This is a genomic window from Limnohabitans sp. (assembly GCF_031539175.1).
Lineage (GTDB): Bacteria > Pseudomonadota > Gammaproteobacteria > Burkholderiales > Burkholderiaceae_C > Limnohabitans.
Genome location: NZ_JAVKLQ010000066.1, coordinates 1 through 24,289, shown reverse-complemented (window position 1 = coordinate 24,289; position 24,289 = coordinate 1). Strand labels below are relative to the sequence as shown.

Here is a 24,289-nt window from a genome sequence, read left to right as displayed (position 1 = left end):
GTGACGGATGAGGAATTGACTATGATTGAAAACCGATTGAATCATCGCCCCAGAAAGCGACTAGGATTCAAGACACCTCACGAGGTATTCCATGCCTCGTTAAAGCGTGTTGCACTTCGTCCTTGAATCCGCCAAATCAAATATAAATATTTATTCAATTGATCCGTTGAGTTCTGCGCGCTTTATATCCCGCAGCATGAACAAATAAAGACTTTCGACTTTCTCACGTGCCCAAGGTGTTTTGCGTAAAAACTTGAGGCTCGAGCCCACGCTGGGGTCGTGGGTGAAGCACCGAATGGCAATGCGTTGGCCTAAGTCTTCCCATCCGTAGTAGTCGGCCAATTCGGTGACGATTTTTTCTAAGGTTAGCCCGTGCAGGGGGTTGCGCGCTTGTGGGTTTGGCGTTGAGGAGGTCATGGGGTGTTTAGGTGTTGGCTGCAGTTTCGGAGACCGCATGGATGAGCCGGTCAATGTCGGCATCCGTGGTGGTGGTGTGTGCGCTTGCGCGGATGATGTCCGTCAGCCCTCGGGCTTGGAGGTCGAGTGGGGTAAAGGCGAGCCCGTTCAACGCGACTTCCACACCCTGTGCGTTGAGTCGCGCCTGTGCCACTTTGGAAGTGCTGTGATCGAACGTGAACGACACCAAGCCAGACTGCGCCACACCGATATCGCGCAGTTGCACGTTAGGAATGTGAGCCAGTGCCTGACGGATGGCTTGGCTTTTTGCAAAGACGCGGTGTTGAATGTTTTCTAGGCCTTGGGTCAACGCCTCTTCAAGCGCTTGGCCCAGTCCCAAGCGTGCCGCGATGCCCGCCTCGGAGGTTTCAAAACGGCGTGCATCTTGGCGTAGCGTGTAGCGCCCTTGTGCGAAAGGGGCTGTGAAGTGGTCCACGACAGGCGGTGTCAGCGCTGAAAGAAAGGCCCGTCGCACATAGAGCAAGCCTGTGCCACGTGGCCCGCGTAGCCACTTTCGTCCAGGTGTTGTCAGCACATCGCATTCCAACGCTCGCACATCCACGGGCAGTTGTCCCACAGCTTGGGCCGCATCGAGAAAGAACGGTATGCCTGCTGCGCGGGTCAGAGCGCCAACTTTGGCTGCGGGTTGAATCAGGCCACCGTTGGCGGGAAGCCAAGTCAGTGACACCAACCGAACCCGCTCATCGAGCATGTGGGCGAGTGCGTCTAGGCACACCTCACCCGTGGCGGTGGAGGGGATGATGTCCACAGAGGCCCCGCTGCGTTGGGCCTTGTGTGCGAGCGCCGCGTAGTTGCCGCCCCATTCGCTGCGCGCCACCAAAATGCGGTCGCCCTGAGAGAAATGAAGGCACGACAGCACGTCGCGCCAACCCCGTGAGTGGCTGTCGGTCAAAGCCACTTCATCTGTGTCGCAATTCAGCAGTTGGGCAGCACGGGCGTAGACCTGGTCGAGCGCTGGCTGCTGCTGCATGGCTGCAGCGTAGCCGCCGATGCGGCTTTCTAACTGCAAATGGGCCACCACCGTGTCGAGCACGGCGGGCGACATCAACGATGCGCCGGCGTGGTTGAAGTAAGCCACGTTTGAGTTTGCCATGGGGTTCACGTGTTTCGGGTGCGTGCCAGCGGTGGGTTGCGCGAAAAGTAGCGCTCAATGCTTTTCATCAAGGCGTTGGCGAGTTCGTTTTGGTAGCTCTCGCTGGTCAAGCGGGCTTCTTCGTCGGGGTTGCTGATGAAGGCGGTTTCGACCAACACGCTGGGAATATCGGGGGCTTTGAGTACGGCAAAACCGGCTTGCTCGACTTGCGGTTTGTGCAGTTTGCCAATGCGCCGAATTTGGCCCAGCATTTCGCTGCCGAGCTTGAGGCTGTCGTTGATCTGGGCCGTGGTGCTCATGTCTAGCAGCGCGCGTTGCACGGAGGCATCTTGGGTTTTGATGTTCAACCCTCCGACCAAGTCGGCGCGGTTTTCTTGGGTTGCCATCCAGCGGGCTGCCGCGCTAGAGGCTGCGCCTTGACTGAGCGCAAACACGCTCGCGCCTTTGGCTTGTGGCGTTAAAAATGCATCGGCGTGCAGGCTGACAAATAAATCGGCCTGTACGCGCCTTGCTTTGTCGACCCGCACTTGCAAGGGCACAAAAAAGTCTGCGTCGCGCGTGAGGTAAGCGCGCATAGGCAAGTTGCCGTATTTGGTTTTGATGACCGTGTTGTTGATGCGCTCACGCATGCGGTGGGCAATTTGCAGCACCACATCTTTTTCTTTGGTGCCACGTGGGCCAATCGCGCCGGGGTCTTCGCCGCCATGTCCTGGGTCGAGCGCCACGATGATGAAACGCTCGCTGCCTTGGCCGGTGTTGTTGGCCACCGACGCTGCGGATGTGAAAGGCGCACTCGCGCTCGACGCGGGCGCCTGCGCAGCCAAGGGTTGGGGTTGACGATTTTGACTGGCTAACAACTCACCCAAGGGGTCAGATGACGTGCCCAAGGTAGAGGCCGAGACCGACGGCGTGGCGGTCATCGATGGCACGTGGGTGTGCGTGCCGTTGAGTCGGTCCACGATCAGTGCTTCCAGCGGATCAGCCACTTTGGTGGGGTAAAGGTCCAAGACCAAGCGATGTTGGTAGCGCGCGCCGCCCGAGCTGACGGGTTGCAGGTTGAAGACTTGGGGCTGCACCATTTGTCGCAAGTCCAGCACCAAGCGCACTGTCGTGGGGGTGTATTGGCCCACGCGCACACCGGTGATGTAGGGGTCGTCTGAACGCACTTTGCCGACCAACTCCCGCAGCGCGGGGTTGAGTTCGATGCCGTCAATGTCGACCGCCAAGCGGGGTGGGTTGGCCACAAACAGGGGCGTGGTTTTCAGTGCGGTGTCGCTCTCAATCGTGACGCGGGTGTAATCAGCGGCGGGCCAAACTCGCACGGCCATGATGGTGGCGCCGAAGGCGATGTCGGCGCTGCCTAGTAACAGTGCTAATGTGCCGCCCTTAATCAGCGTGCGTCGATGGAGCGGCTTGTTCATGTCAGCAGAGCCTGCCCGAGCGGGGTGTTGGCTTGAAGGGTGACACTGCGTTGTGCATCGTCACCCACTCGAATGTGCAGATCTAGGTCTGGGGTGGGCATCACACCTTGTGCGTTTTCTGGCCATTCGCACAGCGTCAGGCCGGGGCTGGCAAAGATGTCACGAAAACCGGCGTCTTCCCACTCGCGTGGGTCACTGAAACGGTAAAAGTCGAAATGCCAAATATCACCCGCCTTCACTTGGTAAGGCTCAACCACCGCGTAGGTTGGGCTTTTGATGCGCCCCTGCACACCGAGCGCGCGCAAGAGGTGGCGCACGAACGTGGTCTTCCCTGCGCCCAAGTCGCCGTGCAAGGTGATGCAGGCTTGCAGCCCGCTTGGCGCGCGCGTCAGCGCCGCTGCCAAGCGTTGTGCAAAGGCTTCGGTGGCGGCTTCATCGGGCCATGACAGGGTTTTTACAATGACAGAATTCTTCAAGGAAGTCGGTTGTCCAGTTATCACCAATTATTGCTATCGGAAATACAAAATTTGGGGAAATCCCTAGGATTTTCCCAAATTGCGGTGGCACCGTTGGATTTGTCGTCTGCCGAGCCGCATTTGCAAGCATGGCTGAGTCAAAATTTTCATGGCGACATGGATTACATGGCCCGTCACGGGATGAAGCGCGCGCGTCCCGCCGAGTTGGTGCCAGGCACGTTGAGTGTGTTGACCGCACGCATGAATTATTTACCACGCGACACCCCATCCGATTGGCAAAGTGTGGAGTGGCAGCGCCTGAGCAAGTCGAGCGAGGCGGTGGTGTCGGTCTATGCGCGAGGGCGCGATTACCACAAGGTGTTGCGCCAGCGCTTGGACACCTTGGCACGGCAGATTGACGCTCATTTGACCGCACATGCGGAAAATCTGGGCGACGAGGGCTTGCACTACCGCGCATTCACCGATTCCGCCCCTGTTTTGGAAGCCGAGTTAGCCGCTCGCAGCGGGCAGGGCTGGCGTGGCAAGCACACCTTGGTGCTCAACCGCGAGGCGGGCTCTATGTTTTTCTTGGGCGAGATTTTTCTCAATATCGCTCTGCCCGCGTCTGAGCCCACCAGCGCGCACTGTGGCCAATGCACCGCGTGCATCGACGTATGCCCGACCCAAGCCATCGTGGCACCCGGGGTCGTGGATGCACGGCGATGTATTTCGTATTTGACGATTGAGCATGCGGGGCCCATCGACGAAGCCCTGCGCCCCTTGATGGGAAACCACATATACGGCTGCGACGACTGTCAGCTGATTTGTCCTTGGAACAAGTTTGCACAAACCGCCAGCTTGCCCGACTTTGATGCACGCGCAGGACTGGTTGGGCAAGACATCACGCGCTTGTTAACGTGGACCGAAGATGAGTTTTTGCGCTACACCGAGGGCAGCCCCATTCGCCGTATTGGGCACGCGCGTTGGGTGCGTAATTTGGCCGTGGCGGCGGGCAATGCGCTACGCCAAGGTGCAGACGCAAGGTTGACGCAAAGCCTGCAAGCCCACCTCACGCACGAGAGTGAGGTGGTGCGGGAGTGTGTGCAATGGGCGCTTAGACAGTACGCGATTTAATGCGAGTGGCGATCGCTGCTTTAGTCCTTGATCACGATCGCTGTCGTCCTAGCGTCGTTGTACATGGCTTCACCATGTTGTGGCTTGCCAAAGTCACGCAATAACGCTTGAACCTTGTCTGAGGCCAAGTAGTCGCCAAACTTCTTTGCTGTTTCAGCGCCAGGCGTGGGGTCAGTCAAATACAGCGTGTGATACGGGTTCGCCAAGAGGGGACCACCTCTGAACAACTTCTGCAACTTGGGCATGTTCTGACGTTCAACAATGAATGTGCTGGAATCAGTTAGAAAGTAGGCACCTTCATCGTTTGCTCGTTTCATGCTGGCTGTCATGAAGTCTTTGGTGATGATCAACGTTGTGCTATCTGGCGTTCTTCCTGCGACTTTCCAAATCTCATTTTCTTTTTGATGCGTGCCTGAGTTGTCACCGCGCGATACGAACTTTGAACCAGAGTCTTGAATGCGTTTGAACGCATCTATGGCGTCAGTGGCAGACGCAATCTTTGCAGGGTCAGTGGCTGGGCCCAAAATCCAAAACTCGTTTGAGCCGATGAGGTTTCGTCCCTTTGCCCATCCGTCGGCAATGGCTTTGCGTTCAGCTGGGGGCGCATGGGCCAGCACCATATCCACTTTGCGCTCTTCCAACAAACGCATGGCCTGACCCGATCCAGCTTTGTACCAAGTCACCGTGGCATCGTGTGTTGTTGCGAAATCAGTCGCCAAGACTTCCAAGAGTCCCAGTTCGCCCGGACTGCCAGTCGCCAGTGAGAACTTGTTTTGACCATTGCCCCAGACGGCACTGGGTTGCGAAGTGGGTTGCGCGAAGGCATGCATGATGCCTATTGTCATGATGGCTAAAAAAGTCAGTTGTTTGGTTTTGCTAAAAATGCGCATGTAGACCTCGGTAAGTGCTTCTAGCGTATGGGCGGCGTAATACCGTGGCAATATGTTCTTGCTTGCATAACGGCTCATGTGCCAATGCCGATCGTCCCCGTTAACATCAAGTCATGGCATTTTTTACGCGTTTGATACTCGCTTTGTTCGGCATGGCTTTCGCTGTGTTGTTCGCTTTGGGCGTGTTGTGTTGGTTGGCCCTTTATGTGGCATTTGCTTGCGCACGTTGGCTGCTGACGGGGCGAAAGCCACAAGTGGTGGTGATGTGGCAGCACATTAAGACCATGCGCAAAGGAATGCAGACTAGCCAGAGTGCAAGCTGGTCCAGTTGGTCTCGTACCAGCGATGGCCACTGGCATGAAGCGCATGGGCACGCCCAGCGCACGGCGCTCAATGCTGATGTGGTGGAGGACGTCGTGGTGCGAGAAGTCCACGAACAACGTCAATTGCCCAAAGACTGAGTCCTGCGCTCGGTTAAACCCAACCTTGCCGCCAGACGCTGTCGTCTTGCAGTTCACGCCACGGAATGATTCGCGTGGCTTTTGAAAACACCGCTTCGATTTCCACCGACTCAATCGGCTCGGTGGGTGACTCGGGTCGAATCACGCGGCTGACCAAGAAGTGCTTTTGTTTGGCCACAGGGATGACAGCCGTCCATTTGGTCAACAGCAATTTCTTGGGGTTCAGGGGATTCATCAGGGTAAAGCGCTGATGTTTCAGCGGTCCTTGGCCGCTTTGACGGCTTGCCCCAACTCAATCACCGCCAAGGCGTAATAGCTGCTCCAGTTGTAGCGCGTCACCACATAGAAGTTTTCTGTGCCTGCTACATAGCTGGGCGCGTCGTCCCCGTTGAACACTTCGACCAAGGCCAATGGTCCTGCGTGTTGCACCGCGTCTCCGTCTAGCAAGGCTCCTTTGGCCAAGAAACTGCTGACGCTGAATGAGGGCACGATGTCGGGGGCGAGCAGGGTGGGTTTATCGAGGCGGGCTTCGTCAAAGCGCACGGGGTAGTGCGTGGGCATGCCGGTTTGCCAGCCGAAGGCTTTGAAATAGTTGGCCACTGAGCCAATGGCGTCGATGGGGCTGTTGCGCAGGTCAATCGCGCCGTCGCCATCAAAGTCCACCGCAAATTTGTTGATGCTCGACGGCATGAATTGGGGCCAACCCATGGCGCCTGCAAAGCTGCCGGTGATGGGCTGTGTGTTGCCTTTGAGGGTGTATTGGCGCCATTGCACCAAGAATTGCCCCAATTCCGATTTGAAAAACGCTTGACGTTCAGCGGCGCGTGGGTGCGCAGCGGGGAAATCGAGGGTCAGGGTGGTCAAGGCATCGAGTACGCGGTAGTTGCCCATGTTTTGACCGTAAAAGGTCTCAACCCCGATGATGCCCACGATCATTTCGGCAGGCACGCCATAGGTTTGCTCGGCACGGGTGAGGGCACTGCGGTAGGTTTGCCAAAACTGAACGCCAGCCTCGATTCTTCGAGATTCAATGAAACGCTCGCGGTAGGCCCGCCAGTTTTTAGGCACGCTGACGGGCGGCGGCATGACCAATTGCGGCACGCCATTCAAGCGACGTGCAGCGCTGAGTTGTTCGCGTACCCAAGTCACAGGTAAGGCATGTTGTTTGGCCAACTCGTCAGCCAAGATCGACACGTGTGGTGTGAGGCCAAACGTGGGGCTGTTGACCTTGTCCTTTTGAACTACTTTGTGTTTTTTGGGACGCGGCGTGTCATGGCTTTTGTGTTTGGGGGTGGCGCAGGCGCTGGTGGCCATGAAGGCCGCAAACAGTGCAACGCAAGTAAAAGGACGCAGGGTAGAGAGTGTCACGCGGGTTTGCCAAGGGCTAAATGCAAGGCCTGCATGGTAAGCTGAGACGGAGAGAAATCGAGACACACACGATGCGTAAAACTGGTTATTACACCCATCCCGAATGTTGGTTGCATGAGATGGGCGCTGGCCATCCTGAATGCCCTGATCGCTTGAGTGCGATTCAAGACCGCCTCTTGATCAGCGGTGTGGATTTGGGCCTCACCCAACTGCAAGCCCCCGAAGCGCCGTTGGCAGACATTGAGTTGGCCCACGACCGCATGTACATCGCGGCTTTGCGTGGCACCAGCGACCGCTTGCAAGAGGACATCGAAGCCGGTGGCCCCGCTTATTCACACATGGATGCCGACACCGCCATCAATGCGCACACATGGAAAGCCGCCCTCAGCTCGGCAGGCGCTGCCATCGCGGCCACTGACGCGGTCTTGGCGGGTGAACTTGAGAATGCTTTTTGCGCCGTCCGCCCCCCGGGGCACCACGCCACCCGCAAACAAGCCATGGGGTTTTGCTTTTTTAACAATGTGGCGATTGCTGCTAAGTACGCGCTGGAACGCCACGGCCTGAAGCGCGTGGCTGTCGTCGACTTTGATGTGCACCACGGCAACGGCACGGAAGACATCTTGGCGGGTGATGACCGTGTGCTGATGGTGAGTTTTTTTCAGCACCCGTTTTATCCCTACACAGGGGCAGAGAACCCAGCCGCCAATATGGTCAACATTCCTGTGCCTGCTTACACCAAAGGCATGGATGTGCGGGAGTTGATTGAAACGTATTGGGTGCCGCGCTTGGAAGAGTTCAAGCCCGAGATGATTTTCATCAGCGCAGGGTTTGATGCGCACCGCGAAGACGACATGGGCCAGCTGGGCTTGACCGAGCAAGATTACAGCTGGATCACCCACCGTGTGCGCCAAATTGCCTTGCGTCACGCCCAAGGACGCATTGTTTCTTGTTTGGAGGGCGGTTACGACTTGAGCGCGCTGAGCCGCAGCGTTGAAGCGCATTTGCGCGTGTTGGCGGATATTTGATGAAAACGAATCGTCATGAGTGATTTGCAAGAGTTATGGCTGGACTTACAAAGTCCGGCCATCGTGTTGGAACTGCTGGGCCTGTTGGCTTGCATTGGGCTGGCTTGGTGCATCAGTTGGGTCTTGGGGCGAGGGGCCGCAGGGCGCGGGTCGATTCTGTTTGGTCGCCGCGTGGTGGACGGTTTGTTGTTTCCCACGTTGTCGCTGGTGTTCACCTTTGGTTTGAAACTTGGTTTGCTCAAATGGCAGCATGTGCCAGTCTTGAAGGTGGTGCTGCCGATTTTGGTCTCGCTGGTCATCATTCGGTTGATTGCGCGCGTGTTGACGGCCGTCTTTCCTGCCTCACAAGGCGCACGCGCCATTGAGCGGGTGGTGTCTTGGTTGGCTTGGGTCTTGGCCGTTTTATGGATCACGGGGCTTTTGGCGCCGGCCATTGAGGAGCTGGATAGCCTAACTTTTACCCTAGGCAAGACCCGCATCAGTGTGATGCACGTCATTGATGTGGTGATGACGTCGAGTTTTGTGTTGGTGCTGAGCTTGTGGCTGTCTGCCGCCATCGAGAATCGCTTGCTCAACCGCGCAGTGTCTGATTTGTCGATGCGCCGTGTGGCCTCCAATGCATTACGGGCCATCTTGTTGTTGATCGGGGCTTTGTTTGCCTTGTCCTCGTTGGGGGTGGACTTGACCGCGCTGTCGGTTTTAGGCGGTGCGTTGGGCGTGGGTATTGGTTTTGGTTTGCAAAAGTTGGCTGCCAACTACGTCAGCGGCTTTGTGATTTTGTTGGAACGCTCACTGCGCATTGGCGATTACGTGCGGGTCGATGGCTTTGAAGGGCGCGTGACGGACATCAAAACCCGCTACACCTTGGTACGCGCCAACAACGGCAGTGAGTCGGTGGTGCCCAACGAGTTGCTGATCACGCAGCGCGTGGAAAACTTGTCTCTAGAAAGTACCAACATGCTTCAAACCTGCACGTTTTGGGTGGGTTTGGAGAGCGATGTTGCGCAAGTTCAGGCTTTGCTGGTCGGCGCCGCGTTGAGCGCGCCGCGCGTCATGCCCGAGCCTGCGCCCGTCGCTTTGCTGGCCGAAGTGGCGCCACAAGGACTGAGATTCACGCTCAATTTTTGGATGGATGACCCTGCAAACGGCCAATCTTCAGCACGCTCAGGCGTCAATATCGCAACGCTGGCTGCGTTGCGTGGTGCGGGTGTGTTGTTGGTGAAGTCGCCACAGGAGGTGGTGCTTCGGACTTGAAGCGCTGAATTTTGTGCACAATAGCTAAAAAAGCACGGTCGTTCTAAAAAATACCGTTCCTAAACCCTACAATGTGACGTTTACGTAAACGTCAATCTGTTTTCACTCAAAACTTGGAGCTTTTGCCATGAAGGTATTGGTCGCTGTCAAACGCGTTGTTGACTACAACGTGAAGGTTCGTGTCAAGTCGGACAACTCAGGCGTGGACATCGCCAACGTCAAAATGAGCATGAACCCCTTTGATGAAATTGCCATCGAAGAAGCTGTTCGCTTGAAAGAGAAGGGCGTGGTGACTGAAGTCATCGCCGTGTCTTGCGGTGTGACCCAATGCCAAGAAACGCTGCGCACGGCCATGGCCATCGGCGCGGACCGCGGCATCTTGGTCGAAACCGCTGAAGAGTTGCAGCCCTTGGCGGTGGCCAAGTTGCTCAAAGCCTTGGTGGACAAAGAGCAGCCAGGCTTGGTGATCTTGGGCAAACAAGCGATCGATGACGATTGCAACCAGACCGGTCAAATGCTGGCCGCTTTGGCGGATTTGCCCCAAGCCACGTTCGCGTCCAAAGTTGAAGTGGCCGATGGCAAAGCCAGCGTCACCCGCGAAGTTGACGGTGGTTTGGAAACCGTGTCGGTCAGCTTGCCCGCTGTGATCACCACCGATTTGCGTTTGAACGAGCCACGCTATGTGACCTTGCCCAACATCATGAAGGCCAAGAAAAAGCAACTCGATGTGTTCAAGCCCGAAGACCTCGGCGTAGACGTGACCTCGCGCATCAAGACCTTGAAGGTCAGTGAGCCACCCAAGCGCAGCGCTGGTATCAAAGTGCCCGATGTGGCCACCTTGGTCGACAAGCTCAAGAACGTCGCCAAAGTCATCTAATTAGAACTACGCAGGAGAAACACTATGACATCTCTCGTGATTGCTGAACACGACAACGCTTCCATCAAGCCTTCGACCCTCAACACCGTGACCGCTGCTGCCGCTTTGGGTGGCGAGGTTCATGTGTTGGTGGCAGGCCATAACGCCGCTGCTGCTGCCGCTGCTGCCGCACAAATTACAGGCGTCACCAAAGTGCTGCATGCCGACGGTACGACCTTGACGGACGGCTTGGCCGAAAACGTGGCAGCCCAAGTGCTCGCGGTGGCCGCTGGTTACAGCCATCTCTTGTTCCCTGCAACTGCAGGTGGCAAAAACGTGGCCCCACGCGTGGCGGCCAAGTTGGACGTTGCACAAATCAGCGACATCACCCGCGTCGACAGCGCCGACACCTTCGAGCGCCCCATTTATGCGGGTAACGCGATGGCCACGGTGCAGTCTCTGGATGCCGTCAAAGTCATCACCGTGCGCACCACGGGCTTTGATGCCGCCGCGGCTTCGGGTGGTTCGGCTGCCGTCGAGAGCGTGGCTGCTGTGGCTGACTCTGGCAAGAGCAGTTTTGTGGGCCGTGAAGTGACCAAGAGCGACCGTCCTGAATTGACGGCTGCCAAGATCATCGTGTCGGGTGGCCGTGCTTTGGGCTCGGCTGAAAAGTTTGCCGAAGTCATGACACCATTGGCCGACAAGCTTGGTGCCGCGATGGGCGCCAGCCGCGCTGCGGTCGATGCGGGTTACGCCCCCAACGATTGGCAAGTGGGACAAACCGGCAAGATCGTGGCCCCTCAGTTGTATGTGGCATGCGGCATCAGCGGCGCCATTCAGCATTTGGCCGGTATGAAAGACAGCAAGGTCATCGTGGCGATCAACAAAGACCCCGAAGCACCGATCTTCTCGGTGGCCGATTTCGGTTTGGAGGCGGACTTGTTTGTGGCTGTGCCAGAGCTGGTTTCGGCACTTTAAGTCTGTGATCAAAAGGCACTCTGCGGGGTGCCTTTTTTCTTGTTTGTATTGATTCTTGGAGACTCACCGTGAGCTACATCGCCCCCGTCAAAGACATGTTGTTCAACATGCAGCACCTGGCCGGACTTGACCAGATCGCCCAATTGCCCAGTTTTGAAGATGCCGGTTTAGAAACTGCGCAAGCCGTGCTGGAAGAATGTGCCAAGTTGAACGAGTCGGTGTTGGTGCCTTTGAACTGGGAGGGCGATAAGAACCCTTCATTCTTCAAAGATGGCAACGTCACCACCACGCCGGGCTTCAAAGAAGCCTATGCCCAGTTCACCGAAGGTGGCTGGCAAAGCCTGCAGCATCCCGCTGATTTTGGGGGGCAAGGCTTGCCCAAAACCATCGGTGCAGCCTGCGGCGAAATGCTCAACTCGGCCAACATGAGTTTTGCCTTGTGCCCCATGTTGACGGACGGTGCGATTGAAGCTTTGTTGACCGCGGGTTCGGACGACCTCAAGGCCACTTACCTTGAGAAATTGATTTCTGGTGAGTGGACCGGCACCATGAATTTGACAGAGCCTCAAGCCGGCTCAGATCTGGCTGCTGTGCGTACCCGCGCAGAGCCACAGCCCGATGGCACCTTCAAGGTGTTTGGCACCAAGATTTTCATCACTTACGGTGAGCACGACATGGCCGAGAACATCGTCCACCTCGTGCTGGCGCGTGTGCAAGGCGCACCCGAAGGTGTGAAAGGCATCAGCTTGTTTGTGGTGCCTAAGTTCATGGTCAACAAAGACGGTTCATTGGGTGCACGCAACGATGTGCACTGCGTGAGCATTGAGCACAAGATGGGCATCAAAGCCAGCCCTACAGCCGTGTTGCAGTATGGCGACCATGGCGGCGCTGTGGGCTTCTTGGTGGGCGAAGAAAACCGCGGTTTGGAATACATGTTCATCATGATGAATGCCGCCCGATACGCCGTCGGTGTGCAAGGCATTTCAATTGCTGAACGTGCTTACCAAAAAGCCGTCACCTTCTCGCGCGACCGCGTGCAAAGCCGTCCTGTGGATGGCAGCATGAAGACCAGCGCGCCCATCATTCACCACCCTGATGTGCGCCGCATGTTGATGACCATGCGCGCCTACACCGAAGGCTGCCGCGCGATGGCTTCTGTGGCGGCTGCTGCTTATGACGCCTCGCACCATCACCCCGACGCTGAGGCGCGCAAAGAGAACTTGGCGTTCTATGAGTTTTTGGTGCCTTTGGTCAAAGGCTTCAGCACCGAGATGAGCTTGGAAGTCACCAGCTTGGGCGTGCAAGTGCACGGCGGCATGGGCTTCATTGAAGAAACAGGCGCAGCGCAGTATTACCGCGACGCCAAAATTTTGACCATCTACGAAGGCACCACCGCCATTCAGGCCAATGACTTGGTGGGGCGCAAAACAGCGCGTGACGGCGGCCAAACAGCCAAAGGTATTGCTGCACAAATTGCCAAAACCGAAGCTGCTTTGCTTCAGCAAGGGAGTGCCAACGCGTTGGCTGTGGCTGCGCGTTTGACAGCGGCGCGTGAGGCCTTCTTGACGGTGGTCGATTTTGTGGCTGCCAACAGCAAGTCAAACCCTAACGCGGTGTTTGCAGGCAGCGTGCCTTATTTGATGTTGACCGGCAATTTGGTGGCCGGTTGGCAAATGGCGCGTGCCTTGTTGGTGGCACAGGACCATCTGGCCAAGGGCGCAGACGCGGCATTCATGCAAGCCAAGATCACCACCGCACGTTTCTATGCTGACCACATCTTGGCCAAAGTGCCAGGTACCCGCGACAGCATCGTTGACGGTGCAAACAGCGTGACCGAAATGGCCTTGGACGCTTTTTAAATTGCAAGCCATGCCAGGACCAACAAGCATGCAAGATTCGTTTCGACGTGTTTTGTGCATGGTGTGCTTGGTCTTGTGTGCTGCCCAGCCGGCTTGGGCGGCTGACCGCCTGATCCCGTTGACCACGCGTCCCGAGGTCACCATCAGTTACTGGTGGATGCCGAGGGACGGGGCCACGGCAACTGTCTTGCTTTTTGCCGGTGGCGGTGGCGGCATTGGCTATCGTGATGGCGAACCGAAGTCGGGCAATTTTTTGATGCGCAGTCGCGACGAATTTGCCAAGGCGGGGTTCAATGTGGCGCTGATGGGAAACCCCAGCGATGCCCCTAAGATGACCCCCGCATTTCGACAATCTGCCGAACATTTGACCGATGTACGTGCCGTTGTGCAATCCCTGCGCGAACGTAGCCAAGTGCCAGTGTGGTTGGTGGGCACAAGTCAAGGTACGCTCAGCGCTGCCGCTGCGGGCATGGATTTAGGGACTTCGATTGCCGGTGTCGTTTTGACGTCAACCGTCACAGGGCATCAGTTTGGTGGTTCTGTGTCTGAGTTGGCTTTGGATAAGTTGCTGGTGCCTGTGTTGGTACACCAGCATGCCAAAGATGGCTGCAAAATCACGCCCCCCTATTTGGCAGAGCGCTTGATGCCCAAGCTCACTGCCTCCCCTGTGAAGAAATACATGGAAGTCGATGGCGGACAAAATCCGACAGGCCCACCGTGTGAAGCATTTCACCACCATGGCTATATAGGTATGGAATCCGAGGCCGTGGCGCAAATTTCTGCTTGGATCAAACATCCTGTGCCTTGAGGCTCGCTTCTTTTTTTGAAAGTGCAATTCATGTCCAAACTTCCTGCTGTATTTGACACACTGAAATTCCCAGTCATCGCTTCACCTTTGTTCATCATCAGCAATCCAAAGCTGGTGATCGCTCAGTGCAAGGCCGGCGTGGTGGGCTCCATGCCCGCGCTCAATGCGCGTCCGGCTGAGCAACTGGAGGAGTGGCTGATTGAAATTACCGAAGCTTTGGCTGCGCACAACCGTGAGCATCCTGACCAACCGGCTGCGCCTTTTGCGATCAACCAAATTGTTCACAAAAGCAATGACCGCTTAGAGCACGACATGGCCATGTGCGTGAAGTACAAAGTGCCAATCATCATCACCTCTCTGGGGGCGCGTGAAGATGTGAACGAAGCGGCGCATAGCTATGGCGGTATCGTGTTGCACGATGTGATCAACAACAAATTTGCGAAAAAAGCGATTGAAAAAGGCGCCGATGGCCTGATCGCTGTGGCCTCAGGTGCAGGCGGGCACGCCGGTGTCAAAAGCCCATTTGCCTTGATTCAAGAGATTCGCGAGTGGTTCGATGGCCCCGTTGCACTGAGTGGCTCTATTGCCACGGGTGGTGCCGTGTTGGCGGCGCAAGCCATGGGTGCTGACTTTGCGTACATCGGTTCAGCGTTTATTGCGACAGAAGAAGCCCGTGCGGCTGAAGACTATAAGCAAGCGGTGGTCGAGAGCACATCAGACGACATTGTGTTGAGCAATTTGTTCACGGGCGTGCATGGCAATTACTTGGCGCCTTCGATCCGCAATGCCGGTTTAGACCCAGACAACTTGCCCGAGAGCGACCCCAGCAAAATGAATTTTGGTGGTGACGCTAAAAAAGCGTGGAAAGACATCTGGGGCTGCGGCCAAGGCATTGGCGCGATCAAGGCGGTGGTACCGGCTGCTGAGTTGGTCGCACGTTTGAAACGTGAATACCAAGCAGCCAAGTCACGCATCACCGCCTGATCGCCAAGGCTTAGCGCAAGACGAGCACAGGCACGCTGGCGTGCGTCAAGACTTGCTGGGTTTCACTGCCCAGCAACAAACGCTTGATGCCACGGCGGCCATGCGAGGCCATCACAATCAAATCGGCTTTTTGTTTTTTAGCCGTGGCGATGATGGCGTCTGACACGATGTCCGATTTCACCACCACAGGCTTCACACTCACGCCTTTGGCTTTGCCAGCTTTGACCACGGTGTCGAGCATTTTCTGTGCGTCATCGGCCCACTGTTTCTCAATTTTTGAGACTTCAGTTGGGTTCAGGGGCAAAGAACCTTCGAAATAACTTTGTGGGTAACGTGGCGTCACTTTGACAGCGACCAACTCAGCGCCACTCAAGGCGGCCAAGGCAATCGCACTTGTGATGGCTTTTTTGGACAAAGTAGATCCGTCGGTGGCGACCAAAATTCGTGTGTACATCAGTGACTCCTAAGTTATGAACAGGTTCAGCTTAGCGCTTGGGTTTTACCGTGTCTTGACGTAAGTCAAGCTTAAGCAAGAAGGACGCGCTAGGCTACAGCATATATGTATTCAGATCCATCGACTGTGCTTTTGCTGGACGACCGCCAAGAGTGGTTGCGTTTTAGCCAACCACACGCGCCCACATCATCCCAAGCCAGCCCCCAAGTTTGGGACTCGCATGTCGTGATTCAAGGCATGCACTGCGCTGCTTGCTCCTTTGCCATTGAAGATGCCTTGCTGGCGGTGCCTGGGGTGCAATCGGCAGAAGTCAACGCCGCCACACACCGCGCAAAGATCGTGTGGTCAGATGCCCTCGTCTCGCCGTCCATGTGGATGGCGGCCATTTCAAAAGCGGGCTATGGTGCCTTGCCTGCCGCTGATAGCACCTTGCGCCAGGCACGCCAACTTGAGACCCGCCGCGCCTTGTGGCGCTGGTTGGTCGCCGGTTTTTGCATGATGCAAGTGATGATGTATGCCTATCCGGCTTACGTGTCGGGGGAGGGGGACATTACCCCCGATATGGTGTTTTTGTTGCGTTGGGCATCGTGGGTGTTGACCTTGCCTGTGGTGCTTTTTTCATGCGGCCCATTTTTTAGCAATGCCCTGAGAGATATTCGTCAGCGTCGCATCAGCATGGATTTCCCGGTGGCTTTAGGCATGGTCATCACCTTTGCGTTGAGTTCAGCGGCGACGTTTGAGCCCCATGGCATGTTTGGTGGCGAGGTCTATTACGACTCCTTGACCATGTTTGTGTTTTTCTTACTCACTGGCCGTTGGCTAGAGCTGCGTTTGCGTGACCGCACCGCGGGCGCGCTTGAAGTCCTGATGAATCGTTTGCCCGACAGCGTCGAGCGTCAACAAACAGATGGTCGCTTTGAGCGTGTGGCAGTTCGCCGCGTCTTGGTGGACGATGTGATTCGTGTGTTGGCCGGTGAAAGTTTTCCTGCTGACGGTGTTGTTTTGCAAGGCCAAACCTTGGCGGATGAGGCCTTGCTCACGGGCGAGTCGCGTCCACAGTCTCGCGGTGTGGGCAGCCTTGTGGTGGCGGGTAGCCACAACCTGAGCGCTACTGTGGTGGTCCGTGTGACGCAGGTGGGGGAAGGCACGCAGTTTTCCAAAATTGTGGCGTTGATGGAAGATGCCTCGCTGCAAAAACCGCGCTTGGCGCAATTGGCTGACCGTGTGGCCAAGCCCTTTTTGATCGGTGTTTTGGCCATGGCCGCGTTGTCGGCTGTGGCGTGGTGGCCAAGCAACCCGAGCCATGCGCTGATGGTGGCGGTGGCGGTGTTGGTGGTGACGTGTCCTTGCGCATTGTCTTTAGCGACGCCTGCCGCTATGCTGGCGGCTGCGGGTACTCTGGCGCGTCATGGTGTGCTGGTGCGGCGTATGCAAGCCTTGGAGTCCTTGGCCAAGATTGACACGTTGATTTTTGACAAAACAGGCACCTTGACCCGCGACGGTCAGCGTATCACCCAAGTTTGGACGGCTGAGGGCACAACGCCAGAGCATGCCCTCGGCATTGCAGCGGCTTTGGCGCAACATTCGGTGCATCCTTTGTCGCGTGCGCTGGTGGCTGCTCAGCACGATTTGGGCATGGCGCTTGCGTTAGATGTGGGCGATGTGCATGAAGTGATGGGGCAAGGCTTGCAGGGCGGTGTCGTGCAAACCTTGCGGTTGGGATCTGCGCAGTTTTGTTTGCCTCAAGGTAAGGGAATACCCGAATATGCGCAGACTTGCCAAGTACACTTGTGCAACGAAAACGCATGGCTCGCCAGTTGGCAGTTGTCAGAGGATGTGCGCGATGACGCAGCACAAACCGTTCAAGGCCTTCAAGCATTGGGCATCGATGTGTGGTTGTTGTCTGGCGATCAAGTTGAGGCGGTGCAGCGTGTCGCGCAACGTGTGGGCATTGCACATGCTGTGGGGGCTTGTTCACCACAAGATAAATTGGTCCGTATGCAAGAGGCGCAAGCCCGAGGTGCGCAGGTGGCGATGGTCGGTGATGGGCTCAATGATGGGCCGGTGCTGGCGGGGGCGCATGTCTCGATGGCGTTTGGCAATGCAGTGCCTTTGGCGCAGTCGAAGTCAGATTTGGTGCTGATGGGCGGCAGCTTGTTGGTTGTCGCGCGCAGTGTCAAGTTGGCGCGTCACATGCTACGGGTTGTCAAGCAAAACCTGGCTTGGGCGGCGCTGTACAACGCGGTCTGTGTGCCACTTGCTGCATTCGGCTTTTTGCCTGCGTGGTTGGCGGGTTTGGGGATGGCGGTGAGTTCGCTTTGGGTTGTTTTGAACGCTTTAAGGCTCACGAAAGGGTTTTGATGGATATTTTGTATTTGTTAATTCCTTTGTCGGTGATCTTGGTTTTGTGCATTCTTGGCGGCCTCTGGTGGGCCATTCATCAAGGCCAATTTGAAGGCGTAGAGCAAGAAGGCGAGCGCATTCTTCGCGACGATTGATTTGCATCAATACCCGACCTAGGGATATTGAGGATACTGATTAAAAATGAAAGGTGACCGATGAACTCATCACAGCAGTCCGTCTACAGCGATACCGTTGTACGGCAGTTTTCCATCATGGCGGTGGTCTGGGGCGTGGTTGGCATGTTGGTGGGGGTGATCATCGCCTCTCAACTGGCTTGGCCCGAACTGAACTTTGGCATTCCTTGGTTGAGCTATGGCCGTTTGCGTCCATTGCACACCAACGCGGTGATTTTTGCGTTTGGCGGCAGTGCACTGTTTGCCACCAGCTATTACGTGGTGCAGCGCACCTGTCACACCACGTTGTTTTTGCCCAAGTTGGCCGCGTTTACCTTTTGGGGTTGGCAGTTGGTCATCGTGGCAGCGGCCATCAGCTTGCCCTTGGGTTTTACCCAAGGTAAGGAATATGCCGAACTTGAATGGCCGATTGACTTGCTGATTGCGGTGGTCTGGGTGTCGTACGCGATTGTTTTTTTTGGCACCGTCGGTACGCGCAAGGTCAAGCACATCTACGTGGCGAACTGGTTCTACGGCGCCTTCATCATTGCGGTGGCTTTGTTGCACATCGTCAACAGCGCTGCCATTCCTGCCGGTTGGATGAAGTCGTACTCTGCCTATGCGGGCGCTCAAGACGCGATGATTCAATGGTGGTATGGCCACAACGCGGTGGGCTTCTTCTTGACCGCAGGCTTCTTGGGCATGATGTATTACTTCATCCCTAAGCAAGCTGGCCGCCCTGTTTACTCGTATCGCTTGTCGATCGTGCACTTTTGGGCTTTGATTTTCACGTACATGTGGGCGGGTCCACATCACCTGCACTACACCGCGTTGCCTGACTGGACGCAGTCCTTGGGTATGGTGTTCTCGCTCGTGTTGTTGGCGCCAAGCTGGGGCGGCATGATCAACGGCATCATGACTTTGTCGGGCGCATGGCACAAACTGCGCGATGACCCCATCTTGCGTTTCTTGATCGTGTCTTTGTCTTTTTACGGCATGTCCACGTTCGAAGGTCCGATGATGGCGATCAAAACCGTCAACGCCTTGTCGCATTACACCGACTGGACCGTGGGCCACGTGCACTCGGGTGCTTTAGGTTGGGTGGGTTTGGTGTCGATGGGCTCCATCTACTACTTGATTCCTAAGTTGTTCGGTCAAAAAGAGATGTTCAGCAAGAAGGCGATTGAGGTCCATTTCTGGATGGCCACCATCGGCATCGTGCTCTACATCGCGGCGATGTGGATTGCCGGTGTGATGCAGGGCCTGATGTGGCGCGCCATCAACGCAGACGGCACCTTGACCTACACCTTTGTGGAGTCTGTCAAAGCCACTTACCCGTTCTATGTGATCCGTATGTTGGGTGGCTTGTTGTACTTGGCCGGCATGTTGATCATGCTTTGGAACGTGCTGAAAACGGCTTTAAACGGCAACACAGTCAGCGTCGCTATTCCTGCACCTGCCCACGACTGAGGAGAACCACATGTCTGACAACAATTCCAAAGGTTTCTCCCACGCCCGTGTGGAGACCAACAACTTCTTGATGATCGTGCTGATTTTGATTTCGGTTGCCATCGGCGGCTTGGTTGAAATCGTGCCTTTGTTTTTCCAGAAATCCACCACGGAGCCGGTGACGGGCGTGAAGCCTTACACCGCATTGCAGCTGGCGGGTCGTGACATTTACGTGCGCGAAGGTTGTTACAACTGCCACTCGCAAATGATTCGTCCTTTCCGTGCTGAAACTTTGCGCTACGGCCACTACTCAGTCGCCGGCGAGTCGGTGTACGACCACCCCTTCCAATGGGGCAGCAAGCGCACCGGTCCTGACTTGGCGCGTGTGGGCGGTAAGTACAGCGATGAATGGCACCGTGTGCATTTGAACAACCCACGTGATTTGGTGCCCGAGTCGAACATGCCCGAATACCCATGGTTGAACAAGAACATGGTGAACGCTGCAGAGATGCCTGCACACCTGAAAGCTTTGCGTACCGTGGGCGTGCCTTACTCGGATGAAGAGATTGCCAAGGCGGCAGAAGACGTCAAGGGCAAATCCGAAATGGAAGCCGTGATTTCTTATTTGCAAGTTCTGGGCTTGGCCCTGAAATAAGGAGCACACCATGGACGTGAACGATTTGCGCGCGGCCACCACGGTGATCTCATTTGCCGTCTTTATTGGCATCATCGTTTGGGCTTATTCCAAGCGCAACAAAGAAGATTTCGAGGAGGCCTCTAAGTTGCCCCTCGATCAGGACTGAGTGCCCTAGGTGCTCTGTAAAGGAATCGAATCATGAGTGATTTCACAAGTAGTTTTTGGTCGGTCTTTGTGGCCGCTATTTCGATCATTGGCGTGCTGTATTGCGCTTTCTTGTTGTGGTTTTCCGCACAAGTCAAAGTGTCAGCGCATCAAACGGAAGACGGTACCACCGGCCATGTGTGGGACGGTGACTTGCGCGAAATGAACAACCCCTTGCCGCGTTGGTGGTTGTGGCTGTTCATCATCACCATCGTGTTTGCAGCGGTGTACAGCGTGGCCTACCCTACGTTAGGCAGCTATGTGGGCAAGTTGGGTTGGACTTCTCAGGGTCAATACGATGCTGAAGTGGCCAAAGCCAATGCAGACCTGCAGCCTTTGTATGCGGCGTTTGACGCGCAAACGCCTGAGAAATTGTCGACCGACCCCAAAGCCATGGCTGTGGGTGAGCGTTTGTTCATGAACAACTGCGCCCAATGTCACGGCTCTGATGCGCATGGCTCCAAAGGCTTTCCTAACTTGACCGACGGCGATTGGTTGCACGGTGGCACGCCTGACAAGATCAAAGAAACGATCACCAAAGGTCGCATTGGCCAAATGCCTCCCATGGCTGCTGCTGTGGGCTCACCCGACGACATTCGCAACGTCTCTCACTATGTGTTGAGTCTGTCTGGCAGTCCACACGACTCCGTGCGCGCCGCTTTGGGTAAGTCGAAGTTTGGTGCTTGTGCCGCCTGTCACGGCATGGACGGCAAAGGTAACCAAGCTTTGGGTTCTGCCAATTTGACCGACAAAATCTGGTTGCACGGTTGGGGCGAAGAGGCGATCACGGCCATGATCAATGCGGGCAAGGTCAATCAAATGCCCGCGCAAGAAGGTCGTTTGACACCCTCGCAAATCCACGTGTTGACTGCTTATGTGTGGGGCTTTTCTAATCAACCTGCGACTGCAGTCGCGACGGATACTGCGAAGTAATCACCTTGAACTCTGCTGACGACGCGAAGCAGCGCAAGACCATCCCCATCGTCGCAGCACCTGCGGGTGCTGACGACGAGGCGATGGTCTCGCTTTATGCGGCTGCTAAAAAAATCTATCCCCGATCTGTCCAAGGTGTGTTTGCACAATGGCGTTGGTTTTTTGTCGCGCTGACGCAGCTGGTGTTTTATGGCTTGCCTTGGTTGGAGTGGGGCACGCGTCAAGCGGTTTTGTTTGACTTGGCATCGCGGCGCTTTTATATCTTTGGTTTGGTCCTGTATCCGCAAGACTTCATTTACTTGACAGGCTTGTTGGTGATTTCAGCCTTGTCGCTGTTTTTATTCACCGCAGTTGCTGGACGTTTGTGGTGTGGCTTTGCCTGTCCCCAAACGGTGTACAGCGAAATTTTTCTCTGGATTGAACGCAAGATCGAAGGGGATCGTTCGGCGCGCATGCGTTTGGATGGTGCGGACTTCTCCCTCGAAAAACTGGTGAAGAAGTGGTACAAACATCTGATCTGGATCTTCTTGTCAATCTGGACTGGCTTCACCTTTGTGGGCTACTTCACGCCGATTCGTGAATTGGCCATGGAGTTTTTCACCACGCACATGAGTTCGTGGGAATTGTTTTGGGTGTTCTTCTACGCCTTTGCGACCTATGGCAACGCGGGCTTTATGCGTGAGCAGGTTTGCAAATACATGTGTCCCTATGCGCGTTTCCAGAGCGCCATGTTTGACCACGACACACTCATCGTGACTTATGACAGTGAGCGGGGTGAACCGCGTGGTCCTCGTTCGCGAAATGCTGATTTGACTAAGCCGCAACTGGGGTCTTGCGTAGATTGCACCATGTGCGTTCAGGTGTGTCCGACCGGCATCGACATTCGCAATGGTTTGCAGTACGAATGCATTTCATGCGGCGCTTGTGTGGACGTGTGTGATTCCGTGATGGACAAAATGGGCTACGAGCGTGGCTTGGTGCGCTTTGCGACACAAAACGCCATGGGACAAAAATGGTCAGCCAAGCAAATGCTTCAGCGCATGTTGCGGCCACGCGTCCAGGTCTATGCGATGTTCTTGATTGGCTTGATCGCATTTGTTTTGGTGTCGCTCAGTTTGCGCACGCCCTTCAAAGTGGATGTGGTGCGCGATCGTTCTACCTTGTCCCGCATCACGGAGGTCGGTACATTGGAGAATGTGTACCGTCTGCAGATCATGAATGCTTCGGAGAATGCCCAGACCTACCATTTGTCAGTGCGTGGTTTGCCCAACATTCGCATCGAAACTGAAACCGATGTGAAGGTCGATGCGGCTCAGTCCCGTTGGGTGGTCTTGCGTGCAGACATTCCGTATGGCTCTTCGGAAGCTGGCTCGCACAAAATCCTGTTTGAAATTCAAGCCGTGGGCACAGACGACTTTGTGGTCGAAAAATCTGTGTTTATCGTGCCCCGCTGAAAGTCACTATGAACGCAACCGCACAGTTTGATACAAAGCCTTGGTGGACCCATGGTCACGTCTGGCTCATCATCGCAGGCCCTGCAGCCGTTGTGGTGGCTGGATTTGTGACTTTGGCGATTGCCATTCGAGTCCCTGATCCCGTGATCGCCGAAGACTACTACCGTCGAGGTTTAGAAATCAACAAGACCTTGGCTGAACAAAAAGCATTGGCGCCAGCCATGCAAGCGCGAAACCATGCGGCCACACCTGTTGTGCCTGATGGCAAAGCAACATCAACCCCCGCTAAACCATGATGGTCCAAAGGTTAGGGGCTCAAATGATCAAAAATCTTTCCTTTGGGAGAACGTGATGTTGGCGCAACGAATGATGTGGATTATTTGGCCAGCCTTTTTGCTGGCTGGCGTTTTAGAGATCGTGGTTTTCGCGATGGTCGACCCAGAGGATATGCAATGGGCAGGGCAGCCGATTGATATTTCTAGGCAAGGTATTTACACCTTGTCTTTTTTTGCGTTTTGGATAGTGTGCGCTGCTTCGAGTGCGCTGACCACCTTGTTGTCGGCCTCACCCTTTGAGGTGAATCGTTGCCCCATGGTGCCCACAGAGCGTCCCGATGGATGCCCTAAGCAAGAGAGTTGCTGCGATTAAAGCGGCGTTCCGCAGGTCGGCGCATTCACCAGCGCCTTGAGTGCATCCGTGTTCAAGATCCGCACGTGGCGTTGCTTGACTTCAATGATTTTGTCATCCGCAAATTTTGAAAAGGTGCGGCTGACGGTTTCTAATTTCAGCCCTAAATAGCTGCCAATTTCTTCGCGCGTCATGCGCAACACCAACTCCGATTGTGAGAAGCCACGTGCGTGCAAGCGTTGCACCAAGTTCAGCAAAAACGCGGCGAGGCGTTCTTCAGCCCGCATGCTACCCAGCATCAGCATCACGCCGTGTTCGCGCACGATTTCACGGCTCATGATTTTGTGCACGTGGTGTTGCAGTGCGTTGACCTCACGCGAGAGTTCTTCGATGCGGTCGAAAGGCATCACACAGACTTCAGCATCTTCAAGCGCCACGGCATCGCAGGTGTGACGATCGCTGACGATGCCGTCGAGCCCGATCACTTCGCCAGCCATTTGAAATCCCGTGACTTGGTCGCGTCCGTCCTCGGATGACACACAAGTTTTAAAAAATCCAGTGCGAATGGCGTAGAGCGCGTTGAATTTCTCGCCGTTGTGAAACAGGTTTTCGCCTTTGGGTACCTTACGGCGTGTGGCCACCACTTCATCGATGCGCTGCATGTCTGCGTCTGTGAGGCCCATAGGCATACACAATTCACGCAGGTTGCAGTTAGAGCAGGCGACTTTGATACTGTGGGAGTTCATACGTGAGGCAAACCGGTTTTTTGACTTGAGTCAAAACTAAAAAAGCAAATTCAGTCCACATTATGTTGGGCGGATTCAAGGACGAAGTGCAACACGCTTTAACGAGGCATGGAATACCTCGTGAGGTGTCTTGAATCCTAGTCGCTTTCTGGGGCGATGATTCAATCGGTTTTCAATCATAGTCAATTCCTCATCCGTCACGGTTT

The 24,289-nt window shown here is 55.6% G+C and carries 26 protein-coding genes and 1 pseudogene; 18 read left to right on the top strand and 9 right to left on the bottom strand.

Annotated elements, in window-relative coordinates:
- Positions 1 to 150: 150 nt before the first annotated feature.
- The 4 genes from RMS95_RS11950 to tsaE are packed head-to-tail and all read right to left on the bottom strand — an operon-like array spanning position 151 to position 3,467.
- Complete coding sequence (locus RMS95_RS11950; RefSeq protein ID WP_310646429.1) at positions 151 to 417, bottom strand: VF530 family protein; 267 nt, start codon at positions 415 to 417, stop codon at positions 151 to 153.
- Positions 418 to 424: 7 nt separating this feature from the next.
- Complete coding sequence (locus RMS95_RS11945) at positions 425 to 1,570, bottom strand: aminotransferase class V-fold PLP-dependent enzyme (protein WP_310646428.1); 1,146 nt, start codon at positions 1,568 to 1,570, stop codon at positions 425 to 427.
- A 5-nt stretch (positions 1,571 to 1,575) separates the two neighbouring features.
- Entirely contained in the window at positions 1,576 to 2,991 is a 1,416-nt protein-coding gene (locus RMS95_RS11940; RefSeq protein WP_310646427.1) for an N-acetylmuramoyl-L-alanine amidase, read from the bottom strand.
- Positions 2,988 to 3,467: a tRNA (adenosine(37)-N6)-threonylcarbamoyltransferase complex ATPase subunit type 1 TsaE gene (gene tsaE, locus RMS95_RS11935; RefSeq protein ID WP_310646426.1), complete on the bottom strand. Its 480-nt coding sequence runs from the start codon at positions 3,465 to 3,467 to the stop codon at positions 2,988 to 2,990. The genes RMS95_RS11940 and tsaE overlap by 4 nt, the downstream gene beginning before the upstream one ends.
- Positions 3,468 to 3,509: 42 nt before the next feature.
- Between tsaE and queG the strand changes: the two genes are divergently transcribed.
- Positions 3,510 to 4,580, top strand: a complete 1,071-nt coding sequence (gene queG, locus RMS95_RS11930) for a tRNA epoxyqueuosine(34) reductase QueG (RefSeq protein ID WP_310646431.1) — start codon at positions 3,510 to 3,512, stop codon at positions 4,578 to 4,580.
- A gap of 20 nt (positions 4,581 to 4,600) precedes the next feature.
- Here the strand turns inward: queG and RMS95_RS11925 are convergent, their stop codons facing one another.
- The gene (locus tag RMS95_RS11925) at positions 4,601 to 5,548 is read right to left on the bottom strand and encodes a substrate-binding domain-containing protein (RefSeq protein WP_310646425.1); all 948 of its coding nucleotides are present in this window, start codon (positions 5,546 to 5,548) and stop codon (positions 4,601 to 4,603) included.
- A 35-nt stretch (positions 5,549 to 5,583) separates the two neighbouring features.
- Here RMS95_RS11925 and RMS95_RS11920 point away from each other — a divergent pair, with 35 nt between their 5' ends.
- The gene (locus tag RMS95_RS11920) at positions 5,584 to 5,931 is read left to right on the top strand and encodes a hypothetical protein (RefSeq protein WP_310646424.1); all 348 of its coding nucleotides are present in this window, start codon (positions 5,584 to 5,586) and stop codon (positions 5,929 to 5,931) included.
- A 13-nt stretch (positions 5,932 to 5,944) separates the two neighbouring features.
- Here the strand turns inward: RMS95_RS11920 and RMS95_RS11915 are convergent, their stop codons facing one another.
- Both RMS95_RS11915 and mltB read right to left on the bottom strand, forming a co-directional pair.
- Entirely contained in the window at positions 5,945 to 6,166 is a 222-nt protein-coding gene (locus RMS95_RS11915) for a TIGR02450 family Trp-rich protein (RefSeq protein WP_310646423.1), read from the bottom strand.
- 20 nt (positions 6,167 to 6,186) lie between these two features.
- On the bottom strand, positions 6,187 to 7,245 hold the full coding sequence (gene mltB / locus RMS95_RS11910) for a lytic murein transglycosylase B (RefSeq protein ID WP_405023388.1): 1,059 nt from the start codon (positions 7,243 to 7,245) through the stop codon (positions 6,187 to 6,189).
- Between the two features lie 125 nt (positions 7,246 to 7,370).
- Here mltB and RMS95_RS11905 point away from each other — a divergent pair, with 125 nt between their 5' ends.
- The 7 genes from RMS95_RS11905 to RMS95_RS11875 all read left to right on the top strand — a co-directional run bounded on the left by RMS95_RS11905 (position 7,371) and on the right by RMS95_RS11875 (position 15,063).
- On the top strand, positions 7,371 to 8,324 hold the full coding sequence (locus RMS95_RS11905; protein ID WP_310646421.1) for a histone deacetylase family protein: 954 nt from the start codon (positions 7,371 to 7,373) through the stop codon (positions 8,322 to 8,324).
- A gap of 15 nt (positions 8,325 to 8,339) precedes the next feature.
- Complete coding sequence (locus RMS95_RS11900; protein ID WP_310646420.1) at positions 8,340 to 9,578, top strand: mechanosensitive ion channel domain-containing protein; 1,239 nt, start codon at positions 8,340 to 8,342, stop codon at positions 9,576 to 9,578.
- A gap of 127 nt (positions 9,579 to 9,705) precedes the next feature.
- Positions 9,706 to 10,455, top strand: a complete 750-nt coding sequence (locus RMS95_RS11895; RefSeq protein ID WP_310646419.1) for an electron transfer flavoprotein subunit beta/FixA family protein — start codon at positions 9,706 to 9,708, stop codon at positions 10,453 to 10,455.
- A 24-nt stretch (positions 10,456 to 10,479) separates the two neighbouring features.
- Positions 10,480 to 11,412 carry an FAD-binding protein gene (locus RMS95_RS11890; protein ID WP_310646418.1) on the top strand — a complete coding sequence of 311 codons (933 nt, stop codon included), beginning with the start codon at positions 10,480 to 10,482 and terminating at the stop codon, positions 11,410 to 11,412.
- Between the two features lie 68 nt (positions 11,413 to 11,480).
- The gene (locus RMS95_RS11885; RefSeq protein ID WP_310646417.1) at positions 11,481 to 13,271 is read left to right on the top strand and encodes an acyl-CoA dehydrogenase; all 1,791 of its coding nucleotides are present in this window, start codon (positions 11,481 to 11,483) and stop codon (positions 13,269 to 13,271) included.
- 28 nt (positions 13,272 to 13,299) lie between these two features.
- Positions 13,300 to 14,079: an alpha/beta hydrolase gene (locus tag RMS95_RS11880; protein ID WP_310646416.1), complete on the top strand. Its 780-nt coding sequence runs from the start codon at positions 13,300 to 13,302 to the stop codon at positions 14,077 to 14,079.
- 30 nt (positions 14,080 to 14,109) lie between these two features.
- Entirely contained in the window at positions 14,110 to 15,063 is a 954-nt protein-coding gene (locus RMS95_RS11875) for a nitronate monooxygenase family protein (RefSeq protein ID WP_310646415.1), read from the top strand.
- A gap of 10 nt (positions 15,064 to 15,073) precedes the next feature.
- On the opposite strand, the gene RMS95_RS11870 is transcribed toward RMS95_RS11875, so the two are convergent.
- Positions 15,074 to 15,517 (bottom strand): universal stress protein, encoded by a 444-nt coding sequence (locus RMS95_RS11870; RefSeq protein ID WP_310646414.1) that lies wholly within the window; start codon positions 15,515 to 15,517, stop codon positions 15,074 to 15,076.
- 105 nt (positions 15,518 to 15,622) lie between these two features.
- Here RMS95_RS11870 and RMS95_RS11865 point away from each other — a divergent pair, with 105 nt between their 5' ends.
- The 9 genes from RMS95_RS11865 (at position 15,623) to RMS95_RS11825 (ending at position 23,358) form a co-directional block, all read left to right on the top strand.
- On the top strand, positions 15,623 to 17,878 hold the full coding sequence (locus RMS95_RS11865) for a cation-translocating P-type ATPase (protein ID WP_310646413.1): 2,256 nt from the start codon (positions 15,623 to 15,625) through the stop codon (positions 17,876 to 17,878).
- A complete protein-coding gene (gene ccoS, locus RMS95_RS11860) occupies positions 17,878 to 18,015 on the top strand; it encodes a cbb3-type cytochrome oxidase assembly protein CcoS (protein ID WP_104798445.1) in 138 nt (45 codons plus the stop codon). Before RMS95_RS11865 ends, ccoS begins: the two co-directional genes overlap by 1 nt.
- Before the next feature lie 60 nt (positions 18,016 to 18,075).
- Positions 18,076 to 19,503: a cytochrome-c oxidase, cbb3-type subunit I gene (ccoN, locus tag RMS95_RS11855; RefSeq protein ID WP_310646412.1), complete on the top strand. Its 1,428-nt coding sequence runs from the start codon at positions 18,076 to 18,078 to the stop codon at positions 19,501 to 19,503.
- Positions 19,504 to 19,513: 10 nt separating this feature from the next.
- Positions 19,514 to 20,137, top strand: coding sequence for a cytochrome-c oxidase, cbb3-type subunit II (gene ccoO / locus RMS95_RS11850; RefSeq protein WP_310646411.1), 624 nt, complete (start codon positions 19,514 to 19,516; stop codon positions 20,135 to 20,137).
- Positions 20,138 to 20,147: 10 nt separating this feature from the next.
- On the top strand, positions 20,148 to 20,285 hold the full coding sequence (locus RMS95_RS11845; protein WP_104798442.1) for a cbb3-type cytochrome c oxidase subunit 3: 138 nt from the start codon (positions 20,148 to 20,150) through the stop codon (positions 20,283 to 20,285).
- Positions 20,286 to 20,317: 32 nt separating this feature from the next.
- Positions 20,318 to 21,256, top strand: coding sequence for a cytochrome-c oxidase, cbb3-type subunit III (gene ccoP / locus RMS95_RS11840; RefSeq protein ID WP_310646410.1), 939 nt, complete (start codon positions 20,318 to 20,320; stop codon positions 21,254 to 21,256).
- 83 nt (positions 21,257 to 21,339) lie between these two features.
- Positions 21,340 to 22,710 (top strand): cytochrome c oxidase accessory protein CcoG, encoded by a 1,371-nt coding sequence (gene ccoG / locus RMS95_RS11835; protein WP_310646430.1) that lies wholly within the window; start codon positions 21,340 to 21,342, stop codon positions 22,708 to 22,710.
- A gap of 8 nt (positions 22,711 to 22,718) precedes the next feature.
- The gene (locus RMS95_RS11830; protein WP_310646409.1) at positions 22,719 to 23,006 is read left to right on the top strand and encodes a FixH family protein; all 288 of its coding nucleotides are present in this window, start codon (positions 22,719 to 22,721) and stop codon (positions 23,004 to 23,006) included.
- A 55-nt stretch (positions 23,007 to 23,061) separates the two neighbouring features.
- Positions 23,062 to 23,358 carry a hypothetical protein gene (locus tag RMS95_RS11825; protein ID WP_310646408.1) on the top strand — a complete coding sequence of 99 codons (297 nt, stop codon included), beginning with the start codon at positions 23,062 to 23,064 and terminating at the stop codon, positions 23,356 to 23,358.
- Here the strand turns inward: RMS95_RS11825 and fnr are convergent.
- Positions 23,355 to 24,092 (bottom strand): annotated as a pseudogene (fnr, locus tag RMS95_RS11820) (fumarate/nitrate reduction transcriptional regulator Fnr); the annotation flags it as partial. The gene RMS95_RS11825 and the pseudogene fnr sit on opposite strands and share 4 nt — an antisense overlap.
- Between the last annotated feature and the right edge of the window lie 197 nt (positions 24,093 to 24,289).